We start from the raw sequence: 22,991 nt of genomic DNA, 5'->3' as shown, positions 1-22,991 counted from the left end.
CATGAAGCGCATTGTCGAGGCCGATAGGCGTGAGCGGGCTGCAGAACGTCGGTGGCACGCAGAGCGTGAGGCACGTGCGAAGAAGTCTGACGAGTCCGACAACACAAAAACCTGAGCGCGCGCTGACAGTTCGCCTGTCGTGTCGACCCCCCAGCATCACTCTCGCTAGGTCATAACACGGTCTTTCACTGTGGCGGTAGCCAATTCGTTTTGTCGTGGACTTTAATTCACGGTACATTACTGAGCGTCGCCGACGGCGGCCTTGGCCCAAGACAAAGAGGAGTGGCACATGGCACAGCGTGTCCAAGTGATACTGGTGGATGACCTCACCGGCGGAGAAGCGACTGAATCGGTCGAATTCGCGCTTGATGGTGTGACCTATGAGGTTGACCTGTCCGACGCGAACGCCGCGAAGCTTCGCGACGACTTTGCCCAGTGGATTGGTGTGGCTCGACGTTCCGGGGGACGTCGCCAGACCCGACGTGCAGGCCGGGGCGGGGGCGCCGGCGCGTCTCGCGACGACCTTGCCAAGATGCGGGAGTGGGGCCGTGCCAACGGCTTCAAGGTGAGCGACCGCGGTCGTGTCTCCAAGGAGCTGCAGGACGCCTACGCCGCAGCTCACTGAGCTCCGCACCTCCGTTGCTCCAGACCCATGAGGGTCTGGGGCAACGTGCGTATGACGCGGGTCCGCGTGCCGGTCCGGGCACCATCACCCCGCGTCGCCTCAGAGGAGGTCGCGGAAAGGCCGCTGGGTGAGCGGCTCACGTCCAGCGACCGCGGCCTCGATCTCCTCCCAGGTGCGTGGCGCGGCAGCATGTGGCTGCTCACGGCCCCGCAGCGAGTACGGACAGATCGTGGTCTTGGCGGCGTTGTTCTGCGACCAGTCCAGAAAGATCTTGCCGCCACGCTTGGCCTTGGTCATCTGCCACAGCACCAGGTCAGGATGCTCCTCAGTCAGGTGCTGCGCCAGGGCCTTGGTCACCGCGCTGACCTCGTCCGACGTGCGCACCCCGTCGAGGTCGGCATACAGCTGCATGCCCTTGCTGCCACTGGTCACCGGCCGGCAGTCCAGCCCGGCCCCGGAGAGTCGGTCACGCACCAGCACCGCCACCGTCGCGCACTCGGCCAACCCGGCGCCTGGGCCGGGGTCCAGATCGATCACGAGCCGGTCGGGCGGCTGGGGCACCCCGTGTACGTCGACGCGCCACTGGGGGACATGGAGCTCGAGCGATCCGAGATTGACCAGATAGACCAGTCCGGCCAGGTCCTCCACGAGCGGGTAGGTCACGCTGGTGCGTCCGGACCGCGAGCCGTGCCCCTGGATCTCCACCCGGGGTAGCCAGTCGGGGGCCCCGCTCGGCACGTTCTTCTCGAAGAAGCTCTCCCCGGAGACTCCGTGCGGCCAGCGGATCCGGGTGACCGGACGTCCGGCCAGCTGGGGCAGGAGACGGTCGGCGATCTGCACGTAGTAGTTCAGGACCTCACCCTTGGTGGTGCCCCGGGAGGGATAGATCACCTTGTCCAGGCTGCTGACCCGCAACGTGCGGCCCGCGACGTGCACGCTCTGGACCTCACCGCTGGCCATCAGGCACACCCAGCCTGTCGAGGACTAGCCATCACAGCTCACCATCCCTCTCCTCGGCACCCACGTCCGTCGGCGTGAGATCGCTGCGCCACCCCTTGTAGGCAGGTTGACGCAGTCGACTGCCCGCAGTGGTCCCGAGCGAGGCGATCTCCACCACCAGTTGTGGGGTCAGCCAGGTCGCACCGGCACGGTCCGGTCCGGGCACGTCGTCGACGAACGGGCACGGACCGACCGGGACCTTCTCGATGAGCTCGGCCAGTCGCGCACCCGCCCGCCCGGCCAGGCCGCTGCCCACCCGGCCGCGAAAGGACAGCCCACCGGGGACCGGCACACCGACCAGGACCGCACCCAGCCGGCTGCGGCCCGTCTCGGGACGCCACCCACCGACCACCAGGCTGGAGGTCTCCCGGTGCGGGAACTTGAGCCAGTCCGGGCTCCGCACCCCCGGCTGGTAGGTGCTGGTGACCCGCTTGCTGACGATTCCCTCGAGCCCCTGCTCGGCGGTGGCGCGCCACAGATCCGGCCCGTCGGCATACTGCGGAGAGATCTGCCAGCGCGCCCGGTCCGGCAGGATCTCCTCCAGTGCCGACCGCCGGGTGGACCAGGGCAGGCTGGTCAGGTCAAGGGCGTCCAGGCTCACCAGGTCAAAGACGAGGTATGTCGTGGGGCGGCGGTCCGCGAGCAGTCGCGCCCTGGTGGCCGAGGTGGTGTGCACCCGCTCCACCAACTGGCTGAAGGACGGGGTGCCATCGACAAAGGCGACCGCCTCGCCGTCGAGGATCAGGTCGTGGCCCAGGTCGGCGAGGCCGGACAGCTCGGGGAAGGCGACGGTCACATCGCGCTCGCTACGGGTGGTCAGCCGCAACTGCCCCTCGCGCACGGTGGCGAGCAGACGGATCCCGTCCCACTTGATCTCGTGCGCCCACCCGTCACCGTCGGGCACCCCGGCGCTGCCCGCAGATCCGGGCCCCGAGGTGGCGAGCATGGGTCTCATGGGTCCATCCTGTAACAGTGAGAGCGATCTGGAAGGGTGCCGTGTCGTTCGGACTGGTGAATGTGCCGGTCCGGCTCTACTCGGCGACCGAGAACCATGACCTGAGTTTCCATCAGGTGCGCAAGTCTGATGGGAGCCGGATCCGCTACAAGCGGGTTGCGCAAGCGGACGGCGAGGAGGTGGCCTACAAGGAGATCGCCAAGGGATATGAGACCGAGGACGGGAAATCGGTGATCCTGACCGACGAGGATCTTGCCTCGCTCCCCAACCGTTCCAGCAAGGAGATCTCGGTCGAGAAGTTCGTTCCGATCGAGCAGATCGACCCGATCCTGTATGACAAGGCCTACTACATCGAGCCCGATGCGATGGGCGCCAAGGCCTACGGTCTGCTGCGGGAGGCGCTGCGCGAGAGCGAGCGCGTGGCCATCGTGACGGTCTCGGTCCGGACCAGGATGACGATGGCGGTGCTGCGGGTCATCGACGAGGCGATCGTGCTGCAGACCCTGCTGTGGCCCGACGAGGTCCGTGACGTCGGCCAGCTGAATAACCTCGACGAGGTCTCCGAGCCGAAGGACTCCGAGGTCGCGATGGCCCGGATGCTGATCGACTCGATGGCCGGTGATTTCGAGCACGAGGAGCACGAGGACGACTACCAGATCGCTGTCGAGGCACTCGTGAAGTCCAAGATCGAGGGTGGGGACGTCACCGAGTCGCCGGACCGCGACGACGAGGAGGACTCCGGCGAGGTGGTGGACCTGCTCGCGGCCCTGCAGCGCAGTGTCGACCGGGCCAAGGCCTCCCGTGGGGAGAGCGGGTCGGACGACTCGGACGATGAGGAGTCCGGCAGTTCTGGCAGCAAGGGATCCGCGGCCGGGAGTGCCGGGACGCGGACTCCTGCCAAGAAGTCCACGTCGGCGAAGTCCACGTCGGCGAAGTCCACGTCCACGAAGAGCCCGGCCAAGAAGTCGACCGCCAAGAAGTCGACGGCCAGCAAGACGCCGGCGAGCAAGACGACTGCCAAGAAGTCGGCGGCCAAGAAGGCCGGCTGAGGTCAGGGAGCCGTCGTCACCGAGGAGTCGTCAGCGTCACCGGTGGGGCCGCCGGTCTGGTCGCCCCGGTCCTTGTTCTCGTGGATCAGGCTGGGGCTGCAGCCGTAGGTCTGGTCCGTCTCCCGAGCCAGCCGGGTGAGGGAGTCGTCCAGCAACCCGGTCGCCGCCCCCTCGGTGTCCAGCGGTGCCCGCATCACGAAGACGTAGGGCACCGGAGGCTCCTCGTCCAGGGCCCCGACCCGGGTCTTGCACGGGACGACGGACACCGCCAGGGTGTCCGCGATGTAGGAGACTCCGAGGTGCTCGGGCCCGGGGGTGGCCCCCTCGATCGCCATCACCTCGGCCAGCAGCTCGTCAGCCAGGCCGGGGATGTTGCGGTGCATCGACAGGCTCATCGCCACCTCGGTGTCGCCGTCGGCCGTCGGGAGCACCACGTCGCACTGGAACTCGTCCTCAGTGCTCACCGCCTCCACCTCGCGGGCCTCGGCCGACCGGCCATCAGTGACGGCATCAACGGCCTCGCTCGCGATCAGCCGACAGAACCAGTCCGGGTTCTGCGTCGGGGCGCCCTCGCTCGTCGGCCCGGCTGTCGTGGTTGTTTCTGCCGGGTCCTCACCCGAGGTGCAGGCAGTCAGTGCGCTCGCCGCGAGCAGGACGAGGGACAGGCTGAGCGTGGTGCGACGCTGCATGGATGTGACTCCTAGTCGGCCAGAAGGCCGTCGGGGGTGGTGCGGCGAGCGATTATGGCCCATCTTCCTGAAGGTTGCCCGTGAGGGGAAGCGTGCCGCACAGCAGGTGCCTACCCGGCGGGGAGGCCTACGCCGTGGGCGAACAGGGGCAGTACGAGCGAGCTGGTGTGGAACAGTGCTGCGCACGGCGGCGTTGAGCTCAGCAGACGCAAGTAGCATCAGGGTATGGACGGTCGTGCGGCAAGAGCACACAGGCCAGCCCGGATCGATTGTCAGGAGTGACGATGTTCGAACGGTTTACCGACCGCGCCCGGCGAGTTGTGGTGCTCGCGCAGGAGGAAGCGCGGATGCTCAACCACAACTACATCGGCACTGAGCACATCCTGCTCGGCCTGATTCACGAGGGGGAAGGGGTCGCCGCCAAGGCGCTGGAGACTCTTGACATCTCGCTGGACGCGGTCCGCGAGCAGGTGCAGGAGATTATTGGCCAGGGCCAGCAGTCGCCCACCGGTCACATCCCCTTCACGCCCCGTGCCAAGAAGGTGCTTGAGCTCAGCCTCCGGGAGGGTCTGCAGCTCGGCCACAACTACATCGGCACCGAGCACATCCTGCTCGGGCTGATCCGCGAGGGCGAGGGCGTTGCCGCCCAGGTCCTGATCAAGCTCGGTGCTGACCTCAACAGGGTCCGCCAGCAGGTCATCCAGCTGCTCTCGGGATATCAGGGCAAGGAGTCCGCCACCGCGGGCGTCGGCGCTGGAGCCCAGGAGGGCACCCCTGCCGGCTCACTGGTGCTCGACCAGTTCGGTCGCAACCTGACCCAGGCCGCGCGGGAGGGCAAGCTCGACCCGGTCATCGGGCGCGAGAAGGAGATCGAGCGCGTGATGCAGGTGCTCTCCCGGCGCACCAAGAACAACCCGGTGCTCATCGGGGAGCCCGGCGTCGGCAAGACCGCCGTCGTCGAGGGGCTGGCCAGCGACATCGTGCGCGGCGAGGTGCCGGAGACGCTCAAGGACAAGCAGCTCTACACCCTCGACCTCGGCTCGCTGGTGGCTGGCTCGCGCTATCGCGGTGACTTCGAGGAGCGTCTCAAGAAGGTGCTCAAGGAGATTCGCACCCGCGGCGACATCATCCTGTTTATCGACGAGATCCACACGCTCGTGGGTGCCGGTGCGGCGGAGGGCGCCATCGATGCGGCCAGCATCCTGAAGCCGATGCTGGCCCGCGGCGAGCTGCAGACCATCGGTGCGACCACGCTCGACGAGTACCGCAAGCACATCGAGAAGGACGCCGCCCTCGAGCGGCGCTTCCAGCCGATCCAGGTCAACGAGCCGAACCTGGCGCACGCCATCGAGATCCTCAAGGGGCTTCGGGACCGTTATGAGGCCCACCACCGGGTCTCGATCACGGACGGTGCCCTGGTCGCGGCGGCGACGATGGCCGACCGCTATGTCAACGACCGCTACCTGCCGGACAAGGCGATCGACCTCATTGACGAGGCCGGTGCCCGCCTACGGATCCGCCGGATGACCGCACCGCCGGACCTGCGGGAGTTCGACGAGAAGATCTCGCACACCAAGCGCGAGAAGGAGTCGGCGATCGACGCCCAGGACTTCGAGAAGGCTGCCCGTCTGCGGGACGAGGAGCACAAGCTCAGCCAGGCTCGCGCCGAGCGTGAGAAGGAGTGGAAGTCCGGCGACATGGACGTCGTGGCCGAGGTCGACGAGGAGCTCGTCGCTGAGGTTCTCGCGGCGGCTACCGGCATCCCGGTGATCAAGCTGACCGAGGAGGAGTCGAGCCGCCTGCTCAACATGGAGGACGAGCTGCACAAGCGGATCGTCGGCATGAACGAGGCCATCTCGGCGCTGTCCCAGGCGATCCGGCGCACGCGGGCCGGCCTGAAGGACCCGCGTCGCCCCGGAGGCTCATTCATCTTTGCCGGCCCCACGGGTGTCGGCAAGACCGAGTTGGCCAAGACGCTGGCCGAGTTCCTGTTCGGTGACGAGGACGCCCTCATCACCCTGGACATGTCCGAGTACTCCGAGAAGCACACGGTGTCCCGGATGTTCGGTTCGCCCCCCGGCTATGTCGGATACGAGGAGGGCGGCCAGCTGACCGAGAAGGTGCGCCGCAAGCCGTTCTCCGTGGTCCTCTTCGACGAGGTAGAGAAGGCCCACCCGGACATCTTCAACAGCCTGTTGCAGATCCTGGAGGACGGTCGCCTGACCGATGCCCAGGGCCGAGTCGTGGACTTCAAGAACACGGTCATCATCATGACGACCAACCTCGGCACCCGGGACATCGCCAAGGGCATCTCCCTGGGCTTCTCGGGTGGCAACGACGGAGCCAGCGACTACGAGCGCATGAAGAACAAGGTCACGGACGAGCTCAAGCAGCACTTCCGCCCCGAGTTCCTCAACCGCGTCGACGACACCATCGTCTTCCCGCAGCTCACCCAGGAGGAGATCGTCCAGATCGTGGACCTGATGGTCGCCAGCCTGGACGAACGGCTCAAGGACAAGGACATGGGCATCGAGCTCACGCCCGTGGCCAAGAAGCTGCTCGCGGTCAAGGGTTACGACCCTGTGCTGGGTGCGCGGCCGCTGCGTCGCGCGATCCAGCGAGAGATCGAGGACGCGCTCTCCGAGAAGATCCTGTATGGCGAGCTGGTGCCTGGGCAGATCGTCCTGGTGGACGCGACGGCCGAGGACCGCACGGGGGAGTTCACCTTCTCCGGTGCGGCCAAGTCCGAGACCCCGGACACCGTGCCCGTCGAGGAGGCACAGCCCGGCGCCTGATCGGCACCGCGCACGACATCGCACCACAGCAGGCCCCCTCCGCGACCGCGGAGGGGGCCTGCTGCCGTCGTCGCCCTGGGTGCGAGCGCCGGCGGGGTGCTGCCCTCGTCGCCCTGGGTGCGAGGGCTGGCGGGGTGCTGCTGTCCGGCCGGGATCTACGGGGCAGGCCAGCCGCTGTCCCGCCCGAGGCATTCTTTCGGTCAAATCTGGGTCAAGCCCCTTGCTTGCGTGGCCCACTGCTGGATAACTGGATCCCAGGGCGCGGCCGCGCCCGCGGGACCGGGGAGGAGTCGAGTCGGTGGAGCACCATCCAGCGGCGGCGTCCGAGGGCAGCCGTCCTCTCGCGTGCGAACCCCTCGTCGTGGTCGTGGCAGACACCGCTGAGGAGCGCCTGTCATTGACCGCGGGCATCCCGGCCTCGTCCCCGATCCTCCTCGTGCGAGATGTCACCCAGGCGCGCCAGGTCCTGGCCCAGTTGCCGGGCGCCTCGCCAAGCCGGCGCTCCGGCCCCGGACGCACCTCCCCGGCGCGGCACGCCGCGCCCAGCAGGGGACACCGCGGAGCGGGAGTCCGCCCCCCGCGCCGCGTGGTCGAGGACGGACCCGAGCACCGGGCCGACCCGATGGACCAGGTGTGCTCCGACGAGCCGATCCGATCGGGGGTGGCTGCCCCGTTGCAGCTGCGCGAGGACCGCCTGTCCCTGACTGCCGCTGGCCGAGAGGTCATGCTCACCCGTCTGGAGTTCGCCCTCTTGCAGCACCTTCTGCCGCGGATGGGCGAGGTCGCCACCTTCGAGCAACTCTCTCAGGTGGGCTGGCGCACGCCCTACCTCGGCAACGGAGCCCACATGCACGCAGCGGTCGGCCGCCTCCGTCTCAAGCTCGCTGAGCTCGGCGTCCCGGTGGAACTGGAGGCGGTCCGAGGTCTCGGATTCAGACTCGTGGGACACCGACCGACACCCGCGGTGCAGGAGGCGGTCGGCAACTGAGTCACTGGTCCGCACACCGTCCCTGCGGACGGTGGTTTTGTGCTGTCCAGATCAATTCCGTTGCGCCACAATTGTATACGTTGCCTATGAGTTGCCCATCTCATGTTGTTGTCCGGCTCTCAGGATCTTCCTAGGTTCGGTTGATAACCGGGGACAACCCTCGGGTCACCCACCGTATGGAGGAGGAGTCGTGGCCGTACACGGACACCGTGCACGTCGATGGCTGGCTGCAGTAGCCGGCGCATCGCTCGTGGCATCGGGATTCGGCCTGGCAGGCGCCAGTGCCCAACCCCCGCAGCCCATGGCAGAGGTCGGAGCCACCGACAAGATCGATGAGGAGGTCAGCGCCCAGATCGAGGAGAAGGGGGCTGCTGACTTCTGGGTGCGCTTTGACGGGCGCCCGGACATGTCGCAGTTCAGTTCGATCAGCGACTGGGACGCGCGGGGTCAGGCCGTCTACGACGCCCTCACCGAGAGCGCGGACGCCAGCCAGCAGGACATCCGCGAGCAGCTGGACGCCGACGGCGTCGATTACCAGGCGTTCTGGGCCACCAACGCCATCCGCATCACCAGCGGCGACCAGTCCCTGGTCAGCACGCTGGCCGCGGACTCCGGGGTCGAGGGCATCTACCCGACCACGACCTACGAGGCGCCAGAGCTCGTCGAGGCCGACCGAGAGATGTCGCCCTCGGCAGTGGAGTGGGGCGTCGCCGACATCAACGCCGACGACGTCTGGAGCACCTACGGCGTGCACGGCGAGGGCATCGTGGTCGGCAGCATCGACACCGGTGTCCAGTGGGACCACCCCGCGCTCGTGGACGCCTACCGCGGCAACAACGGTGACGGCACGTTCACGCACGACTACAACTGGTATGACGCAGCGGGCACCTCTCCCGAGGTCCCCGCTGACGGCAACGGGCACGGCACCCACGTGACCGGCACCATGGTGGGTGACGACGGTGGGGAGAACCAGGTCGGTGTCGCCCCCGGCGCCACCTGGATCTCCGCCAACGGTTGCTGCCCGAGCGACCAGGCTCTGATCGACTCCGGTCAGTGGATGCTGGCGCCGACCAAGCTGGACGGGACCTCCCCGGACACCACCAAGCGTCCGCACATCATCAACAACTCCTGGGGCACCACGCTGCCGAGCAACGACCCCTTCATGGAGGACGTGATCGAGGCCTGGGACGCCGCTGGCATCTTCAGCATGTGGGCCAACGGCAACAGTGGCCCGGCCTGCAACACCTCCGGTGCGCCGGGCAGCCGGATCATCACCTACTCGGTGGGCAACTACAACTCGAGTCACGCCATCTCCAACACCTCGGGCAAGGGCGCCGGTCAGGACGGGGAGATCAAGCCCAACATCGCCGCCCCGGGCAGCGCGATCCGGTCCTCGGTTCCCGGCAACGGCTATGCCAACTACTCAGGCACGTCGATGGCTTCGCCGCACGCGGCCGGCGCCGTCGCGCTGCTGTGGTCGGCAGCCCCCTCGCTGGTCGGTGACATCGAGGGCACGCGTGCCCTGCTCGATGGCACCGCGATCGACACCGAGAACCTGACCTGCGGTGGCACAGCCGACGACAACAACGTCTTCGGTGAGGGTCGTCTCGACGCGTTGGCACTGATTGAGGCGGCTCCCACCGGTGACACCGGTGAGCTGAACGGCACGGTCACGGACGCCGACACCGGCGACGCGATCTCCGGGGCCAACGTCGTCATCGTCGGTGAGGCAGAGCGCACCACCGTCACCGATGCGGAGGGCACCTACTCCTCGCTCCTGGTGGCCGGTGACTACGACGTCACTGTCTCCAAGTTCGGCTACGGCACCGAGACCGAGTCGGTCACTGTGCCCGCCGGTGGGACCGCGACGCTGGACTTCGACCTGGAGGCCCAGGAGTCCACAGCGGTCTCCGGTGTGGTCACCGATGGCTCTGGGCACGGTTGGCCCGTCTACGCGAAGGTGTCCGTCCAGGGCACCGACGTCAGCACCTACACCGACCCGGCCACGGGGGAGTACACCCTCGCCCTGCCGATCGGAGCCGACTACACGCTGGAGGTCGAGGCGCAGTACCCCGGCTACGAGACCGCCACGGTGGTCGTCAGCCCCCAGGGCGCACCGCTCACCGGGTCGCGCGAGTCCGCCAAGCGGGTTCCGCAGGTCGTGCAGGACATTCAGGTCATCGTGGACGCCGACAGCTGTGTCGCCCCCGGTTATGCGCACAGCAGTGAGGGTGTGGTCGAGTCCTTCGACGGCACCGAGACGCCTGAGGGCTGGACGGTGACCGACGACGCGGGCACCGGTCAGGTCTGGCTGTTCGACGACTCGAGAAACCGTGGCAACCTCACCGGCGGTGAGGGCGGCTACGCGATCGTCGACAGTGACAACTACGGCAGCGGCGGCGTCCAGGACACCTCCCTGGTCACCCCGGTGGTCGACATGAGCGCGCTGGCTGAGCCCGTCATCGGGTTCAAGCACGACTACAACGCCTTCCTCGGCACCGGTGAGTCCGGTGAGGTGGACGTGAGCATCGACGGCGGCGAGACCTGGGAGACGCTGGCGACCTACACGACGGACAGCCGTGGTGAGGTCGTTCTGCCGATGCCCACCGCCGCCGGTGAGAGCGATGTGCAGGTCCGCTTCCACTACTCCGCTTCCTGGGACTACTGGTGGCAGGTTGACGACGTCTTCGTCGGCAACCGCACCTGTGAGCCCAGCATCGCCGGAGGTTATGTGGTCGGCACTGTGGCCAGCGCCGAGACCGGCGAGGGCATCGTTGGCGCCTCGGTGACCAGCGTCGAGGCTCCCGAGGAGTCCGCGACGACCGTGGCCACTCCGGACGACGAGAACCTCGACGACGGCTTCTACTGGATCTTCTCGACGCTGACCGGCGCCCACGACTTCGAGGCCACCGCGCGTGGCTACGAGAGCGTGACCCAGTCGGTTGACGTGGCTGAGGATGACGCCGTCCGGGCCGACTTCACGCTGGGCTCCGGCCTGGTGGACGTCAGCCCCGACTCGATCACCACCTACGTGCAGCTCGGTGACTCGGTCACCGACAAGCTCACGATCAGCAACACCGGCACCGGTGCTGCAGAGGTGACGCTGTCCGAGCTCGCTGGCGACTTTGAGATCCTGCGGGCCGATGGCACCAAGGAGCTCATGAGCGAGATGCACAAGACCGAGGGTGCTCCGCTGCAAGAGATCGAGGCTGAGGTCTCCTTCGCCCAGCACGCGAGCGGTCTGGCTGCTCAGGCCGAGCCCGCTGCGCGCGGCGTGGCCGAGGCACCGTGGACCGACCTGCCGCAGCTGGGTTCGGTCAACATGGATGGCCGGGCGGTCAACCTGGACGGCACGTGGTACCTCATCACGGGCGGTTCGGGTTCGGCGTCCTACGCCGATGTGCTGCGCTATGACGCAGAAGACATGAGCTGGACCGCGGTGGCGCCGCTGCCCAGTGCCCGCAACGCGGTCACTGCAGGTGTCGTCAACGGCCAGATCGTCGTCTCCGGCGGCTGGGTCGCGGCAGGAACCACTGCCGAGACCTTCGTCTACGACGAGGGCGCGGACAGCTGGACCGCCGTGGCAGACAACCCGGTCGCGGTCTCGGCCGCCGGCCAGGCCGTCGCAGACGGCAAGCTGTACTCCGTGGGTGGCTGCTCCAGCGCCGATTGCACCCCGATGTCGAACGCCGTCACGGCCTACGACCCGGGCACGGACACGTGGGAAACCCTGGCCAACTACCCCGCGCCGGTGGCCTTCGCCTCCTGCGGTGGGATCAACGGCGAGGTCTACTGCACCGGTGGCAACGGCGGTGCCGCAGGCACCGCAGCCAGCTACGTCTACACCCCGGACACGGACACCTGGACGGCTATCGCGGACGCCCCGATCGACACCTGGGCGAGCCAGTACGCGGCAGCCAACGGGATGCTCATCGTCAACGGCGGTGTGCAGGGTGGCACCATCACCAACGCCACCTTCGCCTACGACCCGTCGACCGACGAGTGGGTGGACCTGCCCAACTCCAACACCGCGGTCTACCGTGGTGCGGCGGCGTGTGGGTTCGGCAAGTTCGGCGGGTCCTCTGGCAACTTCAACGCCACGGCCAACACCGAGTACCTGCCTGGGTTCGACGACTGCGGCGCAGCCGGCGCCGACGTCGAGTGGCTCTCCCTGAGCGCCACCGAGCTGACCATCCCGGCCGGTGAGAGCGTCACGGTTGACGTGACGACCGACGGCAACGTCGCACAGCCGGGTGTCTACACCGCAGGGATCAAGGTGAGCGCCAACACGCCGCAGTCCTTCGACCCGATCCCCGTCACGATGCACGTCTCCCCGCCCCGTCCGTGGGGCAAGTTGATGGGCAACGTCTCGGGAGTGGACTGTGACACGGTCACGGCGCCGATCGCCGGCGCCACGGTGGACATCACCCCGACGCGGACCGATCACCCTGGCTGGGTGCTCTCGACCGACGCCGACGGTGACTACGCCACCTGGGTCAACACCCAGCACACCCGCCCCGGTGGGGTGCAGATCATCGCGGCCAAGGACGGCTGGCGGCCGAAGGCTGCCACTGCTGACCCGGCACGTGGTGTGGTGCGCACGGTGAACTTCACGCTCGCGAAGATCGGATGCTGAGGCTTCACCCTGGGAACTGATCCCACCTGAGGATCAGGTCACGGGACGGCCCGTCCGGAGCGCTGCTCCGGGCGGGCCGTTTCTCTGTGATCTGCCATGAACTCCGGCAGGTTGAGCGTCCGGTCGGACACACGACCGCCAGCAGACCCGATTCCTGTGGCCACATCGTCTGGGTTGAGCAAAGGCTTGACCAAGTCTGTTGCGTTACCCCGCGGTAGGAGGCAAGTTGGGTTCGGGTCGCGAAGGTCGCGGGGTGAGGAGCACGGGTGTCGGCGCAGACAACGTCAACGACGGAGCGGGTGCAGCCGCCCGATCGCCCCTCCCGCTCCACCGCGCTGATCGTTCTGGTCGCCCCTACCGTCGAGGACCGTGCTGACTTCCTGGCCCAGCTGGATCCGTCCGCACCGGTCCTGATCGTCCCGTCCGTGCCGGCGGCCCAGCGCCTCATGGAGCCGGAGCCACCCGGGGTGCGACCGCGGACCGAGGCGCTGGCGTCCAGGCAGGGCACAGCGCCTGGCACGACGGCCCGACCGGTCAGCGGGGTGCGCGTGCACGAGGATCGCCAGGCGGTCGGGTTCGGCACCGCCGAGGTGTCGCTGACCCCCCTGGAGTTTGCCCTGCTGCGGCTGCTGATCCGCGAGCCCGGCCGGGTCTGGCGGTTCGACGAGCTGGTGCGGCGCGTCTGGGGCACCGAGCATCTCGGCGACGCCAGCCAGGTGCACGCCGTCGTCAAGCGCCTGCGGGCCAAGCTCACCCGAGAGCGCGTGCCCGTCGCCATCGAGGCCGTGCGCGGCGTAGGTTTCCGTGCGGTGCGACGACCGGTTGCCCCGCACGGCCGGTCCCTGAGCCAGACCCCTAGTCGGTGAGCCCCGGCAGCTGAAGCCAGCCGGGCTCCACCTGCTCGACCAGGCCGTCGGACAGCAGGCCCGACAGGGACCGCGCGAACTGGTCGTTGTCGGGCCAGTGCTCTGCCAGGTCACCGACGGAGATCGGACGGGCCGACGAGCGCAGCTCGGCGATGATCACGCCGCGGCACTGCCGATCGGTCCCGTGCCAGGCCTGGGTCCTGCGGGGCGGGCCGGCGTAGGCGGGGGACCCAGTGGCGACCCAGGTGCAGTGGGCGGCCAGCGGGCACCGCGAGCAGTCCGGGGACCGGGCGGTGCAGACCAGTGCGCCGAGCTCCATGACCGCGACGCTCCAGCGGGCGGCGATCGCCGGGTCCTCGGGAAGGAGTGCCTCGGCCAGCGTCAGCTCCGCAGCGGTGAGCGAGGGAGCGGGCAGCGCCAGGCCGGAGACTGCCCGGGCGTGCACCCGGCGCACGTTCGTGTCCACGACCGCCGCCCGGATGCCGAACGCGAAGGCGCCCACGGCGGCCGCGGTGTACTGCCCGACCCCGGGCAGTGCCCGCAGGGCCCCCAGGTCAGCGGGCACAGCACCGTCGTGACGCTCGGTCAGGGCCACCGCACAGCCGTGCAGGCGCAGCGCCCTACGCGGGTATCCCAGGCGTCCCCACGCGCGCACCGCCTCCCCAGGGGCCACCGCCGCCAGGTCACGCGGCTCCGGCCACCGCGCGAGCCATTCGGCCCACACGGGCAGGACCCGAGCGACCGGTGTCTGCTGGAGCATGACCTCGGAGACGAGTACCCCCCACGGTGAGCAGTCGGGCGCCCGCCACGGCAGATCGCGGGCGTGGGCGGCATACCAGGTCAGCAGCGGCTCGAGCAGGTGCGGCTGGGTGGACTGAGCGGTCACACGTAGCGTTCGAGGATGCTCGACTCGGCCAGCCGGGACAGCCCCTCGCGCACCGCGCGGGCTCGGCCCTCACCGACCCCCTCGACGGTCATCAGGTCCTCAAGACTGGCGGAGAGCAGCGCCTGCAGACTGCCGAAGCGCTCCACGAGCCGGTCGATCACCACAGCAGGCAGGCGGGGGATACGCGACAGCAGGCGGTAGCCGCGCGGGCTGACGCTGGCATCCAGGCCGTCGCCGACCACGATGAACCCCAGGCATCGGGCGGCAGAGGTCAGGTCGAGCAGCTCGCCGCCGCTGACCGAGGACAGGCAGCCCAGCACCTCCTGGACCGAGTTGTCGTCGGTGAGGTGTTCGGCGTAGTCACGGATGACCAGCTCGCGATCGTTGCTCAGCCCTCCGGTCAGTTCCTCCAGCTGCAGGCTCATCAGTCGACCGTCGGTGCCCAGCTCCAGGGCGTACTGTGCGATCTCCTCGCTGATCCGGCGCACCATCTCCAGGCGCTGCAGCACCGCGGTGACATCACGGATCGTGACCAGGTCCTCGATCTCCAGGGCCGACAGGTTGCTGCTGACCTCGTCCAGGCGCGACTTGTAACGCTCCAGCGTCTGCAGGGCCTGGTTGGCCCGGGACAGGATCGCGGTGGACGCCTCGAGCACGTGTCGCAGGTTGCCGACATAGATCGCCACGATCGCCATCGACTGGCTGACCGAGACGACCGGGTGGCCCGTCTGCTTGGCGGCGCGCTCGGCCGTGCGGTGGCGGGTGCCGCTCTCCCGGGTCTCGATCGAGGGGTCCGGCACCAACTGGGTGGCGGCCCGCACGATGCGGCTGCCGTCGCGGTCCAGGACGATGGCACCGTCCATCTTGGCCAGCTCGCGCAGGCGCGTGCTGGAGAACTCGACGTCGAGCTCGAACCCGCCTGAACAGATGGCCTCCACCGCTTTGTCATAGCCGATGACCACCAGGGCACCGGTCCGACCGCGCAGCACCCGTTCCAGGCCGTCTCGCAGCTCGGTGCCGGGAGCGACTGCGGCCAGCGTCGCGCGCAGGGAGTCCTCGTCTCTGCGGTCCACTGAATGCTCCGTCCGTGCCCTGACCTGTCGTGCGGAGTCTAACCAGGCCCGAGGCTATTTCCGGTGGGGTCGCCGCCAGTCTTTACCGATCCGAGACGAAGTGCCGGGTGGAGGGGAGAGCTAAGCCTCGCTCTCGGGCCTAGTCGGGCCAGCCGAGCGCGGCTGTGACGGCCTCGTGCAGGGTGCTGACCTCACGGACCCGGACGGCCGCCGGTGGTGGCCCCTCGGTGAGCGAGCCGACAGGGACGACGGCCTTGGTGAAGCCGATGCGGGCCGCCTCGCTGAGCCGACGCGGCAGCCCGGTGACGGGTCGGATGTCGCCGGCCAGCCCAACCTCGCCCACGGCGACGAGTCCCTGGGGCAGCGGCGCGTCGCGATAGGCCCCGGCGACAGCCAGGGCCAGGGCCAGGTCGGCCGACGGCTCCGCCAGGCGCACGCCACCGACCGTCGAGGCATAACAGTCCTGAGTGGCGACCTTGACGTCGGCTCGCCGGGTCAGCACTGCGAGCACCATGGCCAACCGGGAGGAGTCCAGGCCGCTGGTGGTGCGCCGCGGGGAGCCACCCGAGCTCTCGGTGACCAGAGCCTGCACCTCGGTCACCAGGGGACGGCGCCCCTCGAGCGTCACCGTCACGCAGGTGCCCGGGACCGGACGGTCCCGGCTGGTGAGGAAGAGCCCGCTGGGGTCCGGAAGGCCCACGATGCCGGAGTCGCCGAGATCAAAACAGCCCACCTCATCGGTCGGGCCGAACCGGTTCTTCACCGCGCGGACCAGGCGTAGGCGCGAGTGGCGCTCGCCCTCGAACTGCACCACCACGTCCACCAGGTGCTCCAACACCCGAGGGCCCGCGATCGCCCCATCCTTGGTGACGTGGCCGATCAGGATCGCGGCGGTGTTGGCGGCCTTGGCGGACTGGATCAGCGCCGAGGCGACCTCGCGGACCTGCCCGACATTGCCGGGCGCACCCTCGACCTCGGAGCTGGCGATGGTCTGCACCGAGTCGACGACCACCAGGGCGGGGGCGATCTGCTCCAGGTGTCCCAGCACGGCTCCCAGATCGGTCTCGGAGGCGAGGTAGAGGCTGTCGGCCAGTGCCCCGATCCGTTGGGCGCGCAGGCGGACCTGGGCCGCGGACTCCTCGCCGGAGACATAGAGCACCCGGCGTCCCTGGCGGGCAGCGCGCGCGGCCACGTCCAGGGCGAGCGTCGACTTGCCGATGCCAGGCTCGCCAGCCATCAGGATCACACCGCCTGGGACCAGCCCACCCCCGAGCACCCGGTCGAACTCGCCCACTCCGGTCGTGCCAGCCAGGGCCAGGGTTGCATCAACCTCCGCGATCGGGACTGCGGGGCGCCGCGGGGCGGCGGGCGCGGTCCGGACGCTGGTGCTCTGCCCCGCCTCGGTGACCGTGCCCCAGGCCTGGCACTCGCCGCAGCGCCCGACCCACTTCACGGCGCTCCAACCGCACTCCGTGCACCGGTAGGCCGGGGTCTTGCTCTTGGTCGCCACGATCTCTCCTCTGTCAGCCGCTGGCGGGAACTCTAGGGCGAGCCTGCGACAGTGCACCCCGCGCTCGCCGTGCGGGAGCGCAGGTCAGGTCAGGGGGCCTGCAGCGTCGCCGGGTGGACCAAGAGGGGCAGCAACCGCCGCCCGGCGGGGGTGCTGCGAGCACCGGCCACAGCGGTCAGGTGGGCCGCGCAGTATGCCGACAGCTCGGCATACGCAGCGCTCCCCAGGAGCTCGGTGAGCTCGGCCGCGAGACCGAGGTAGACCGGCTGCGCGGCGGTGTGCGCCTCGGGACGCCCGGAGCAGTACCAGTCGAGGTCGTGTCCGCCCGGACCCCAGCCACGGCGGTCGTACTCGGTGATGGTGACCTCGAGGTAGGAGGTGTCGTCCGGCAGCTCCACGGTGCGATAGGAGCGCCGGATCGGCAGCTGCCAGCAGACGTCCGGCTTGGCCTCCAGGGGCTCGGTGCCCTCCAGGACGGCGTGCTGGTGCAGGGCACACCCGGCCCCGGCGGGGTGGCCGGGCCGGTTGAGGAAGATGCAGGCCCCCTCGACCCGGCGGGTGGTGACCGTCTCCCCGTCCTCGTCCAGGTCCTGCCACCCCGGGCGCTCCCCCACCGGGGTCGTGCCCTGGTCGTGGAACTGCCACTCGTCGGGTCCGAGCCGGTCGGCCACGGCGGTGACCCGGGCCAGGTCGTCGGCGTCGGTGAAGTGGGCGCCGAGGGTGCAACAGCCGTCGTCGGGGCGGTCGGCATAGATCCCCGCGCAGCCGGAGCCGAAGATGCAGTGCCACGAGGAGGTGAGCCAGGTCAGGTCCGCGCGCACCCGCTGGGCGGGCTCTGCCGGGTCGGTGAACTCGGCCCAGACCCGCGGTGTGTCGAGCGGGGTCTCGCCGCGTGCGTCCAGGCCCGCCACTGTGCTACTCACCCGGCCACTCTACGAGCCGAGGCTGGCAGGAGAGGGGGGAGGGACTAGCCTGAGGTAATGCGTCTGGGTGTGATCGATGTCGGTTCCAACACCGTCCACCTCCTCGTGATCGACGCGCACCCCGGAGCGCACCCGCTGCCGGACTACTCCCACAAGGTCGACCTGCGTCTGGCGGAGCAACTGACTCCGCAGGGGGCGATCTCCGAGGAGGGGGCCGCCCGGCTGGCGACCTTTGTCCAGGACTGCACCGAGGTGGCCGAGAGCCGCGGGGTCTCCGAGCTGCTGGGCTTTGCCACCAGCGCCATCCGGGACGCCACCAACACCGACGAGGTCCTCGACCGCGTGCGGCAGGCGTCCGGGGTCCGGCTCCAGGTGCTCAGCGGCGAGAACGAGGCCCGGCTGACCTTCCTGGCTGCCCGGCGCTGGTTCGGCTGGTCCTCCGGACGGCTCTTCCTGATCGACATCGGCGGTGGCTCCCTCGAGCTGGGGGCCGGTATCGACGAGGAGGCGGACGCCGTGGCCAGCCTGCCCCTCGGGGCGGGTCGACTGACCCGCGAGCTGGCGGAGCACGGTGACAACCCCTCGGAGAAGACGCTCAAGGAGCTGCGCAAGCGGATCCGGAGCCAGATCGCGACGGCACACCGCTCCCTGGCCAAGGTGGGGGAGCCGCACCGGGTGGTCGGCACCAGCAAGACGATCCGCTCGCTCGGTCGCCTCTGCGGGGCGGCGCCGTCCGCGGAGGGACAGCACGTGCCGCGCTCCCTCGCCCGGGCGGACCTGACCGCCTGGGTGCCCAAGTTGGCCGCGATGTCACCCCAGGAGCGGTCCTCGCTGCCAGGCATCTCCGAGGCGCGGGCCCCGCAGATGCTGGCGGGTGCCATGGTGGTCGAGGCGGTCATGGAGTTGTTCGACGTCGAGCAGCTCGACATCTGTCCGTGGGCACTGCGCGAGGGTTTCATCCTGCGCCGGATGGACGGTCTGTGATGGCTACGAACCCCGTCCTGCTGTCCACCTCGTCCGTCTATCCCGAAAACGGTGCCTACGCCTTCGACCTGGCAGAACGGCTGGGCTATGACGGGGTGGAGATCATGGTCTGGACCGACCCGCTGACCCAGGAGCCGGGCGCGCTGCAGGCCCTCGCCAGTCTGCACGACCTGCAGATCGGAGCGATCCACGCGCCGACGCTGCTGCTGGCGCAGCGGCTGTGGGGGTGGGAGCCGTGGGGCAAGGTGGACCGATCGGTGCGGCTCGCTGAGGAGGTCGGCGCGAAGGTGGTGGTCATCCACCCGCCCTTCCGCTGGCAGCGGGACTATGCCGAGGGGTTCGTCGAAGGGATCGCCGAGCGACAGGAGACCACGGACGTGCTGCTGGCTGTGGAGAACATGTTTCCGTGGCGGGCCGGCACCTCCGAGATGCAGGCCTACCGCCCGCACTGGGATCCCGTGGAGCAGACCTATCAGCACGTGACGCTGGACGTCTCGCACGCCTCGACGGGATCGGTCGACTGCGTCGACCTGCTGGACCGTCTCGGTGACCGGGTCAGCCACATCCACCTCGGTGACGGCACCGGCTCGTTCAAGGACGAGCACCTGGTGCCCGGCCGCGGCACCCAGCCCGTCGACGTCCTGCTGCGCACCCTCGTCGAGCGCGACTATGCCGGTGCTATCACCCTGGAGGTGGGGACCCGGAAGGCGAGCGTCACGCAACGCGAGGCCGACCTGGCGGAAGCGCTCGAGTTCACCCGCAAGCACCTCGACCAGTAGCGACTACTCTGGGCCTGCCCAGGAATGATCAAGGAGGCATGATGGACGCCGCGGACCTCGACCCGAGCGTGTGGATGAAGCAGGGACTGCTCGTGCTCAGTCGCAACCACCAGTTGCGGGACGTCCTGGAAAAGGCCCCGGTCAGCCGGTCCGTGGTCCGACGTTTCGTGGCGGGGGAGTCCACGGACGCGGCCGTCGAGGTGGCGGGCGAGCTCCACACCTCCGGTCGGATGGCCACCATCGACTTCCTGGGGGAAGACACCCTCGACCCGGCTCAGGCGACCTACACCAGGGACGCCTACGTGACCCTGCTGGGTGCGCTCTCCGAGGCGGGGCTGACCCAGGACGGGACGGTCGAGGTCAGCCTCAAACTGAGTGCGCTGGGGCAAGCCCTCGGCGGCGACGGGGAGCAGATCGCGCTCGAGCACGCCCGGGCCATCTGCCAGGTCGCAGCCAACGCCGGGACCACGGTGACCCTCGACATGGAGGACCACACCACCACCGACTCGACCCTGTCGATCCTGCGCGAGCTGCGTCAGGACTGGCCGTGGGTCGGCGCCGTGCTCCAGTCCTACCTCTACCGCACCGAGCAGGACTGCCGGGAGCTGGCCGGTGAGGGCAGCCGGGTGCGGCTCTGCAAGGGCACCTACAAGGAGCCGCAGTCGGTGGCCTACCAGGACAAGAGCGAGGTCGACAAGGCCTATGTGCGCTGCCTGAAGATCCTGATGTCCGGGCAGGGCTATCCCATGGTCGCCACCCACGACCCGCGGCTGGTCGAGATCGCGGGCATGCTGGCGGCCGCCAACGGACGGGCAGCGGACAGCTTCGAGTATCAGATGCTGCTGGGCATCCGGCCCGAGGAGCAGCGCCGCCTGGCAGCCCAGGGCGAGCAGGTCCGGGTCTACATCCCCTATGGCGACGAGTGGTACGGCTATCTCATGCGCCGTATGGCCGAGCGTCCGTCCAACCTGCGCTTCTTCCTGCGCGCGCTGGCCACGAAGGGCTGAGCAGATGACCCGTGTCGCCATCCTGGGAGCCGGGGTGATGGGTGGAGCGGTGCTGTCCGCACTGCTGCGCTCCGGTCGCCCGCCCGCTGACATCGTGCTCAGCGACCGCATGGTCGAGCCCACCCGGGAGCTGGCGCAGCAGCACGGCGTCGTCTCAGCCCCGGCGGCCGAAGCGGCACAACACGCCGACATCGTCGTGCTCGCCGTGAAGCCGCAGGACATGCCCGACCTGCTGGCCACGATCCACGCCAGCATCGGGACCGAGACCCTCGTGATCTCCGTCGCGGCGGGGATCAGCACCGAGTATCTCGAGAACCGGCTGCCGGCCAACACCGGCGTCGTCCGGGTCATGCCGAACACCCCGGCCCAGGTCGACCAGGGAATGTCCATCCTGAGTGCGGGGCGACACTGCACCCCCAAGCACCTCGCCCAGGCAGAGGAGCTCCTGGCCACCTTCGGGCGGGTGCTGATCCTGGACGAGAAGCACCAGCACGCGGCCACCGCGATCAGTGGCAGCGGCCCGGCATACATCTTTTATGTCACCGAGGCGATGATCGAGGCCGGGGTGCTGCTCGGGCTGCCCCGCCAGACCGCGACGGAGATGGTGGTGCAGACGCTCTATGGGGCGGCGACCATGATCCGGGAGACCGGCGAGCATCCGAGCATCCTGCGAGAGCAGGTCTCCAGCCCCGGCGGGACCAGCGTGGCAGCCCTCAGGCAACTCGAAGACCACAAGGTCAGAGCCGCTTTTCTGACGGCCATCGAGGCCGCTGCGCGCCGGTCCCAGGAGCTGTCGGAAGGTGACTGAGGGAAGAATCACCCACTGTTCACCACAGCCCCCATGGAGTCTTGTGGGCGGCTTGTGCCAGAGTTATGCCCATGACTGACATCAGCGTGCGTGTGCTTGAGGAAGAGAACTGGTCAGAGTACCGAGAGGCTCGGCTGCGTGCGCTGAAGGAATCCCCCGAGGCGTTCGTCGCCTCGGCGGAGGAGGAAGAGAGCTACGACGAGGCCCGCTGGCGCGACCGGATGCAGCGCTCGCGCCGGCTCCTGGCCGAGCAGGACGGAGCTCTCCTGGGCGTCGTCAGCGTCGGCAGTCACAAGATCGAGGAGCCAGGCGTCGGCGAGCTGTTCGGGCTCTGGGTCGAGCCGGCCCGTCGCGGCACCGGCGTGGCCCGCAAGCTCCTTGAGGCAGCCGCGGCCCAGGCCCGCAACGATGACCTGAAGCAGCTCATCTACTGGGTGGGCACCGACAACGGTCCCGCCGTGGCCTTCGCCAGCAGCTTTGGCTTCCGACCGACCGACAACCGCCGCCCCATGCAGATCCACGGTGTCGATGACGCCGAGGACGCCGAGGAGCTGGCGATGGTCCTGCCGCTGAGCAACTCGGCCGGGGTGCCCACCTCGCTCTGAGGCGCCTCCGCTCGTCGGGCAGCGGCGACGGGTTCTTGGAGCGTGCTGCAGCCGGCTCGTGGAACCACTTCTGGCTTCACGACGTCGAGTCGGCGCTGCGTCGGGTCTGAACCTCAGGGACGGGCGGCGAGTTGCTCGATCAGTTTGCTCGGCCCGGACACGATCATCATGTGGTGGCGACCGACCTTGGTCTCGGGAACCGCGTGGGCGAAGTCCTCGCCCGGCGCCTTGACGCCGACGACCGTGACGCCATAGCGCTTGCGGATGTCGGTCTCGGCCAGCGTGAAGCCGATCATCTCCTGCGGCGGTGCCATCTTGACGATGGCGTAGCCGTCCTCGAACTCGATATAACCCTGCATCCGGTCGTTGACCAGGTGAGCCACCCTGCTGCCCGACTCCGCCTCGGGGAAGATCACGTGGTGCACGCCGATCCGCTCGAGCAGCCGCGCGTGCTCGGCTGAGACGGCCTTGGCCCAGATGGACGGGACGCCGGCATCCACCAGATTGCCGGCCGTGAGCAGCGAACCCTCGATCGAGGTGCCGATGCCGACGACAGCGACCCGGAAGTCCTGCGGCTTGGCCTGGGCGAGCTGGCTGGGGTCGGCAGAGTCGACGGCGATCACCCGGGTCAGTTTGCGGGAGAACCGCTCGGCCAGTGCGTGGTCGCTCTCGATGGCGTGGACGCGATAGCCGAGTCGATCCATCTCCAGAGCGGCCGCCGCCCCGAAGCGCCCCAGCCCGATGACGAGCACGTCCTCGTCAAACAACCGGTGCTTGCTCAACCCGACCATGTTCGGCTCCTGACCCTGGTGGT

The 22,991-nt window shown here is 69.0% G+C and carries 19 protein-coding genes; 11 read left to right on the top strand and 8 right to left on the bottom strand.

All coding sequences use genetic code 11. The features are described from left to right. Nucleotides 1-289 precede the first annotated feature (289 nt). Nucleotides 290-625 (top strand): histone-like nucleoid-structuring protein Lsr2, encoded by a 336-nt coding sequence (locus FNH13_RS17385; protein WP_143784601.1) that lies wholly within the window; start codon nucleotides 290-292, stop codon nucleotides 623-625. A gap of 99 nt (nucleotides 626-724) precedes the next feature. Here the strand turns inward: FNH13_RS17385 and ligD (FNH13_RS17380) are convergent, their stop codons facing one another. Next, nucleotides 725-1,585, bottom strand: coding sequence for a non-homologous end-joining DNA ligase (ligD, locus tag FNH13_RS17380; protein WP_143784600.1), 861 nt, complete (start codon nucleotides 1,583-1,585; stop codon nucleotides 725-727). A gap of 31 nt (nucleotides 1,586-1,616) precedes the next feature. Next, nucleotides 1,617-2,579: a non-homologous end-joining DNA ligase gene (ligD, locus tag FNH13_RS17375; protein WP_143784599.1), complete on the bottom strand. Its 963-nt coding sequence runs from the start codon at nucleotides 2,577-2,579 to the stop codon at nucleotides 1,617-1,619. 17 nt (nucleotides 2,580-2,596) lie between these two features. Here ligD (FNH13_RS17375) and ku point away from each other — a divergent pair, with 17 nt between their 5' ends. Further along, nucleotides 2,597-3,628, top strand: a complete 1,032-nt coding sequence (gene ku / locus FNH13_RS17370; protein WP_143784598.1) for a non-homologous end joining protein Ku — start codon at nucleotides 2,597-2,599, stop codon at nucleotides 3,626-3,628. A 2-nt stretch (nucleotides 3,629-3,630) separates the two neighbouring features. On the opposite strand, the gene FNH13_RS17365 is transcribed toward ku, so the two are convergent. Next, nucleotides 3,631-4,317, bottom strand: coding sequence for a hypothetical protein (locus tag FNH13_RS17365; protein ID WP_143784597.1), 687 nt, complete (start codon nucleotides 4,315-4,317; stop codon nucleotides 3,631-3,633). A 284-nt stretch (nucleotides 4,318-4,601) separates the two neighbouring features. Here FNH13_RS17365 and FNH13_RS17360 point away from each other — a divergent pair, with 284 nt between their 5' ends. The 4 genes from FNH13_RS17360 (at nucleotide 4,602) to FNH13_RS17345 (ending at nucleotide 13,602) form a co-directional block, all read left to right on the top strand. After that, nucleotides 4,602-7,112 (top strand): ATP-dependent Clp protease ATP-binding subunit, encoded by a 2,511-nt coding sequence (locus FNH13_RS17360; RefSeq protein WP_143784596.1) that lies wholly within the window; start codon nucleotides 4,602-4,604, stop codon nucleotides 7,110-7,112. 367 nt (nucleotides 7,113-7,479) lie between these two features. Further along, on the top strand, nucleotides 7,480-8,100 hold the full coding sequence (locus FNH13_RS17355; protein WP_143784595.1) for a winged helix-turn-helix domain-containing protein: 621 nt from the start codon (nucleotides 7,480-7,482) through the stop codon (nucleotides 8,098-8,100). A 301-nt stretch (nucleotides 8,101-8,401) separates the two neighbouring features. Further along, the gene (locus FNH13_RS17350) at nucleotides 8,402-12,736 is read left to right on the top strand and encodes a S8 family serine peptidase (protein ID WP_228266470.1); all 4,335 of its coding nucleotides are present in this window, start codon (nucleotides 8,402-8,404) and stop codon (nucleotides 12,734-12,736) included. A 266-nt stretch (nucleotides 12,737-13,002) separates the two neighbouring features. Then, complete coding sequence (locus tag FNH13_RS17345) at nucleotides 13,003-13,602, top strand: winged helix-turn-helix domain-containing protein (protein WP_143784593.1); 600 nt, start codon at nucleotides 13,003-13,005, stop codon at nucleotides 13,600-13,602. On the opposite strand, the gene FNH13_RS17340 is transcribed toward FNH13_RS17345, so the two are convergent. The 4 genes from FNH13_RS17340 to FNH13_RS17325 form a co-directional block, all read right to left on the bottom strand. Then, entirely contained in the window at nucleotides 13,592-14,488 is an 897-nt protein-coding gene (locus tag FNH13_RS17340) for an HhH-GPD family protein (protein ID WP_228266469.1), read from the bottom strand. The two genes, FNH13_RS17345 and FNH13_RS17340, sit on opposite strands and share 11 nt — an antisense overlap. Next, nucleotides 14,485-15,561 (bottom strand): DNA integrity scanning diadenylate cyclase DisA, encoded by a 1,077-nt coding sequence (gene disA, locus FNH13_RS17335; RefSeq protein ID WP_143784592.1) that lies wholly within the window; start codon nucleotides 15,559-15,561, stop codon nucleotides 14,485-14,487. Before disA ends, FNH13_RS17340 begins: the two co-directional genes overlap by 4 nt. Before the next feature lie 139 nt (nucleotides 15,562-15,700). Beyond that, the gene (gene radA / locus FNH13_RS17330; RefSeq protein ID WP_143784591.1) at nucleotides 15,701-17,071 is read right to left on the bottom strand and encodes a DNA repair protein RadA; all 1,371 of its coding nucleotides are present in this window, start codon (nucleotides 17,069-17,071) and stop codon (nucleotides 15,701-15,703) included. An 89-nt stretch (nucleotides 17,072-17,160) separates the two neighbouring features. After that, nucleotides 17,161-17,994: a hypothetical protein gene (locus FNH13_RS17325; protein ID WP_228266468.1), complete on the bottom strand. Its 834-nt coding sequence runs from the start codon at nucleotides 17,992-17,994 to the stop codon at nucleotides 17,161-17,163. A 57-nt stretch (nucleotides 17,995-18,051) separates the two neighbouring features. On the opposite strand from FNH13_RS17325, the gene FNH13_RS17320 reads away from it, so the two are divergent. The 5 genes from FNH13_RS17320 to FNH13_RS17300 all read left to right on the top strand — a co-directional run bounded on the left by FNH13_RS17320 (nucleotide 18,052) and on the right by FNH13_RS17300 (nucleotide 22,177). Beyond that, entirely contained in the window at nucleotides 18,052-18,978 is a 927-nt protein-coding gene (locus FNH13_RS17320) for a Ppx/GppA phosphatase family protein (RefSeq protein ID WP_143784590.1), read from the top strand. Further along, entirely contained in the window at nucleotides 18,978-19,757 is a 780-nt protein-coding gene (locus FNH13_RS17315; RefSeq protein WP_143784589.1) for a sugar phosphate isomerase/epimerase family protein, read from the top strand. Before FNH13_RS17320 ends, FNH13_RS17315 begins: the two co-directional genes overlap by 1 nt. Nucleotides 19,758-19,798: 41 nt before the next feature. Continuing rightward, complete coding sequence (locus tag FNH13_RS17310) at nucleotides 19,799-20,764, top strand: proline dehydrogenase family protein (RefSeq protein WP_143784588.1); 966 nt, start codon at nucleotides 19,799-19,801, stop codon at nucleotides 20,762-20,764. A gap of 4 nt (nucleotides 20,765-20,768) precedes the next feature. Further along, nucleotides 20,769-21,572 (top strand): pyrroline-5-carboxylate reductase, encoded by an 804-nt coding sequence (proC, locus tag FNH13_RS17305; RefSeq protein ID WP_143784587.1) that lies wholly within the window; start codon nucleotides 20,769-20,771, stop codon nucleotides 21,570-21,572. A 71-nt stretch (nucleotides 21,573-21,643) separates the two neighbouring features. Next, nucleotides 21,644-22,177, top strand: a complete 534-nt coding sequence (locus tag FNH13_RS17300) for a GNAT family N-acetyltransferase (RefSeq protein ID WP_143784586.1) — start codon at nucleotides 21,644-21,646, stop codon at nucleotides 22,175-22,177. A gap of 113 nt (nucleotides 22,178-22,290) precedes the next feature. Here the strand turns inward: FNH13_RS17300 and FNH13_RS17295 are convergent, their stop codons facing one another. Further along, nucleotides 22,291-22,968: a potassium channel family protein gene (locus tag FNH13_RS17295; RefSeq protein WP_165700164.1), complete on the bottom strand. Its 678-nt coding sequence runs from the start codon at nucleotides 22,966-22,968 to the stop codon at nucleotides 22,291-22,293. Nucleotides 22,969-22,991 lie beyond the last annotated feature (23 nt).

The sequence above is a fragment of the Ornithinimicrobium ciconiae genome (genome assembly GCF_007197575.1).
GTDB classification, from domain to species: domain Bacteria; phylum Actinomycetota; class Actinomycetes; order Actinomycetales; family Dermatophilaceae; genus Ornithinicoccus; species Ornithinicoccus ciconiae.
The sequence above is the reverse complement of the archived record's forward strand: the minus strand, read 5'-3'. Positions and strand labels throughout refer to the sequence as shown.

What these genes read in the sequence shown, in the direction of transcription:
- FNH13_RS17315 (WP_143784589.1), top strand. Translation starts at nt 18,978, where the DNA reads ATGGCTACGAACCCCGTCCTGCTGTCCACCTCGTCCGTCTATCCCGAA.
- FNH13_RS17365 (WP_143784597.1), bottom strand. Translation starts at nt 4,317, where the DNA reads ATGCAGCGTCGCACCACGCTCAGCCTGTCCCTCGTCCTGCTCGCGGCG.
- FNH13_RS17350 (WP_228266470.1), top strand. Translation starts at nt 8,402, where the DNA reads ATGGCAGAGGTCGGAGCCACCGACAAGATCGATGAGGAGGTCAGCGCC.
- proC (WP_143784587.1), top strand. Translation starts at nt 20,769, where the DNA reads ATGACCCGTGTCGCCATCCTGGGAGCCGGGGTGATGGGTGGAGCGGTG.
- FNH13_RS17310 (WP_143784588.1), top strand. Translation starts at nt 19,799, where the DNA reads ATGGACGCCGCGGACCTCGACCCGAGCGTGTGGATGAAGCAGGGACTG.
- ligD (WP_143784600.1), bottom strand. Translation starts at nt 1,585, where the DNA reads ATGGCCAGCGGTGAGGTCCAGAGCGTGCACGTCGCGGGCCGCACGTTG.
- ligD (WP_143784599.1), bottom strand. Translation starts at nt 2,579, where the DNA reads ATGAGACCCATGCTCGCCACCTCGGGGCCCGGATCTGCGGGCAGCGCC.
- FNH13_RS17295 (WP_165700164.1), bottom strand. Translation starts at nt 22,968, where the DNA reads ATGGTCGGGTTGAGCAAGCACCGGTTGTTTGACGAGGACGTGCTCGTC.
- FNH13_RS17300 (WP_143784586.1), top strand. Translation starts at nt 21,644, where the DNA reads ATGACTGACATCAGCGTGCGTGTGCTTGAGGAAGAGAACTGGTCAGAG.
- FNH13_RS17385 (WP_143784601.1), top strand. Translation starts at nt 290, where the DNA reads ATGGCACAGCGTGTCCAAGTGATACTGGTGGATGACCTCACCGGCGGA.
- FNH13_RS17320 (WP_143784590.1), top strand. Translation starts at nt 18,052, where the DNA reads ATGCGTCTGGGTGTGATCGATGTCGGTTCCAACACCGTCCACCTCCTC.
- FNH13_RS17360 (WP_143784596.1), top strand. Translation starts at nt 4,602, where the DNA reads ATGTTCGAACGGTTTACCGACCGCGCCCGGCGAGTTGTGGTGCTCGCG.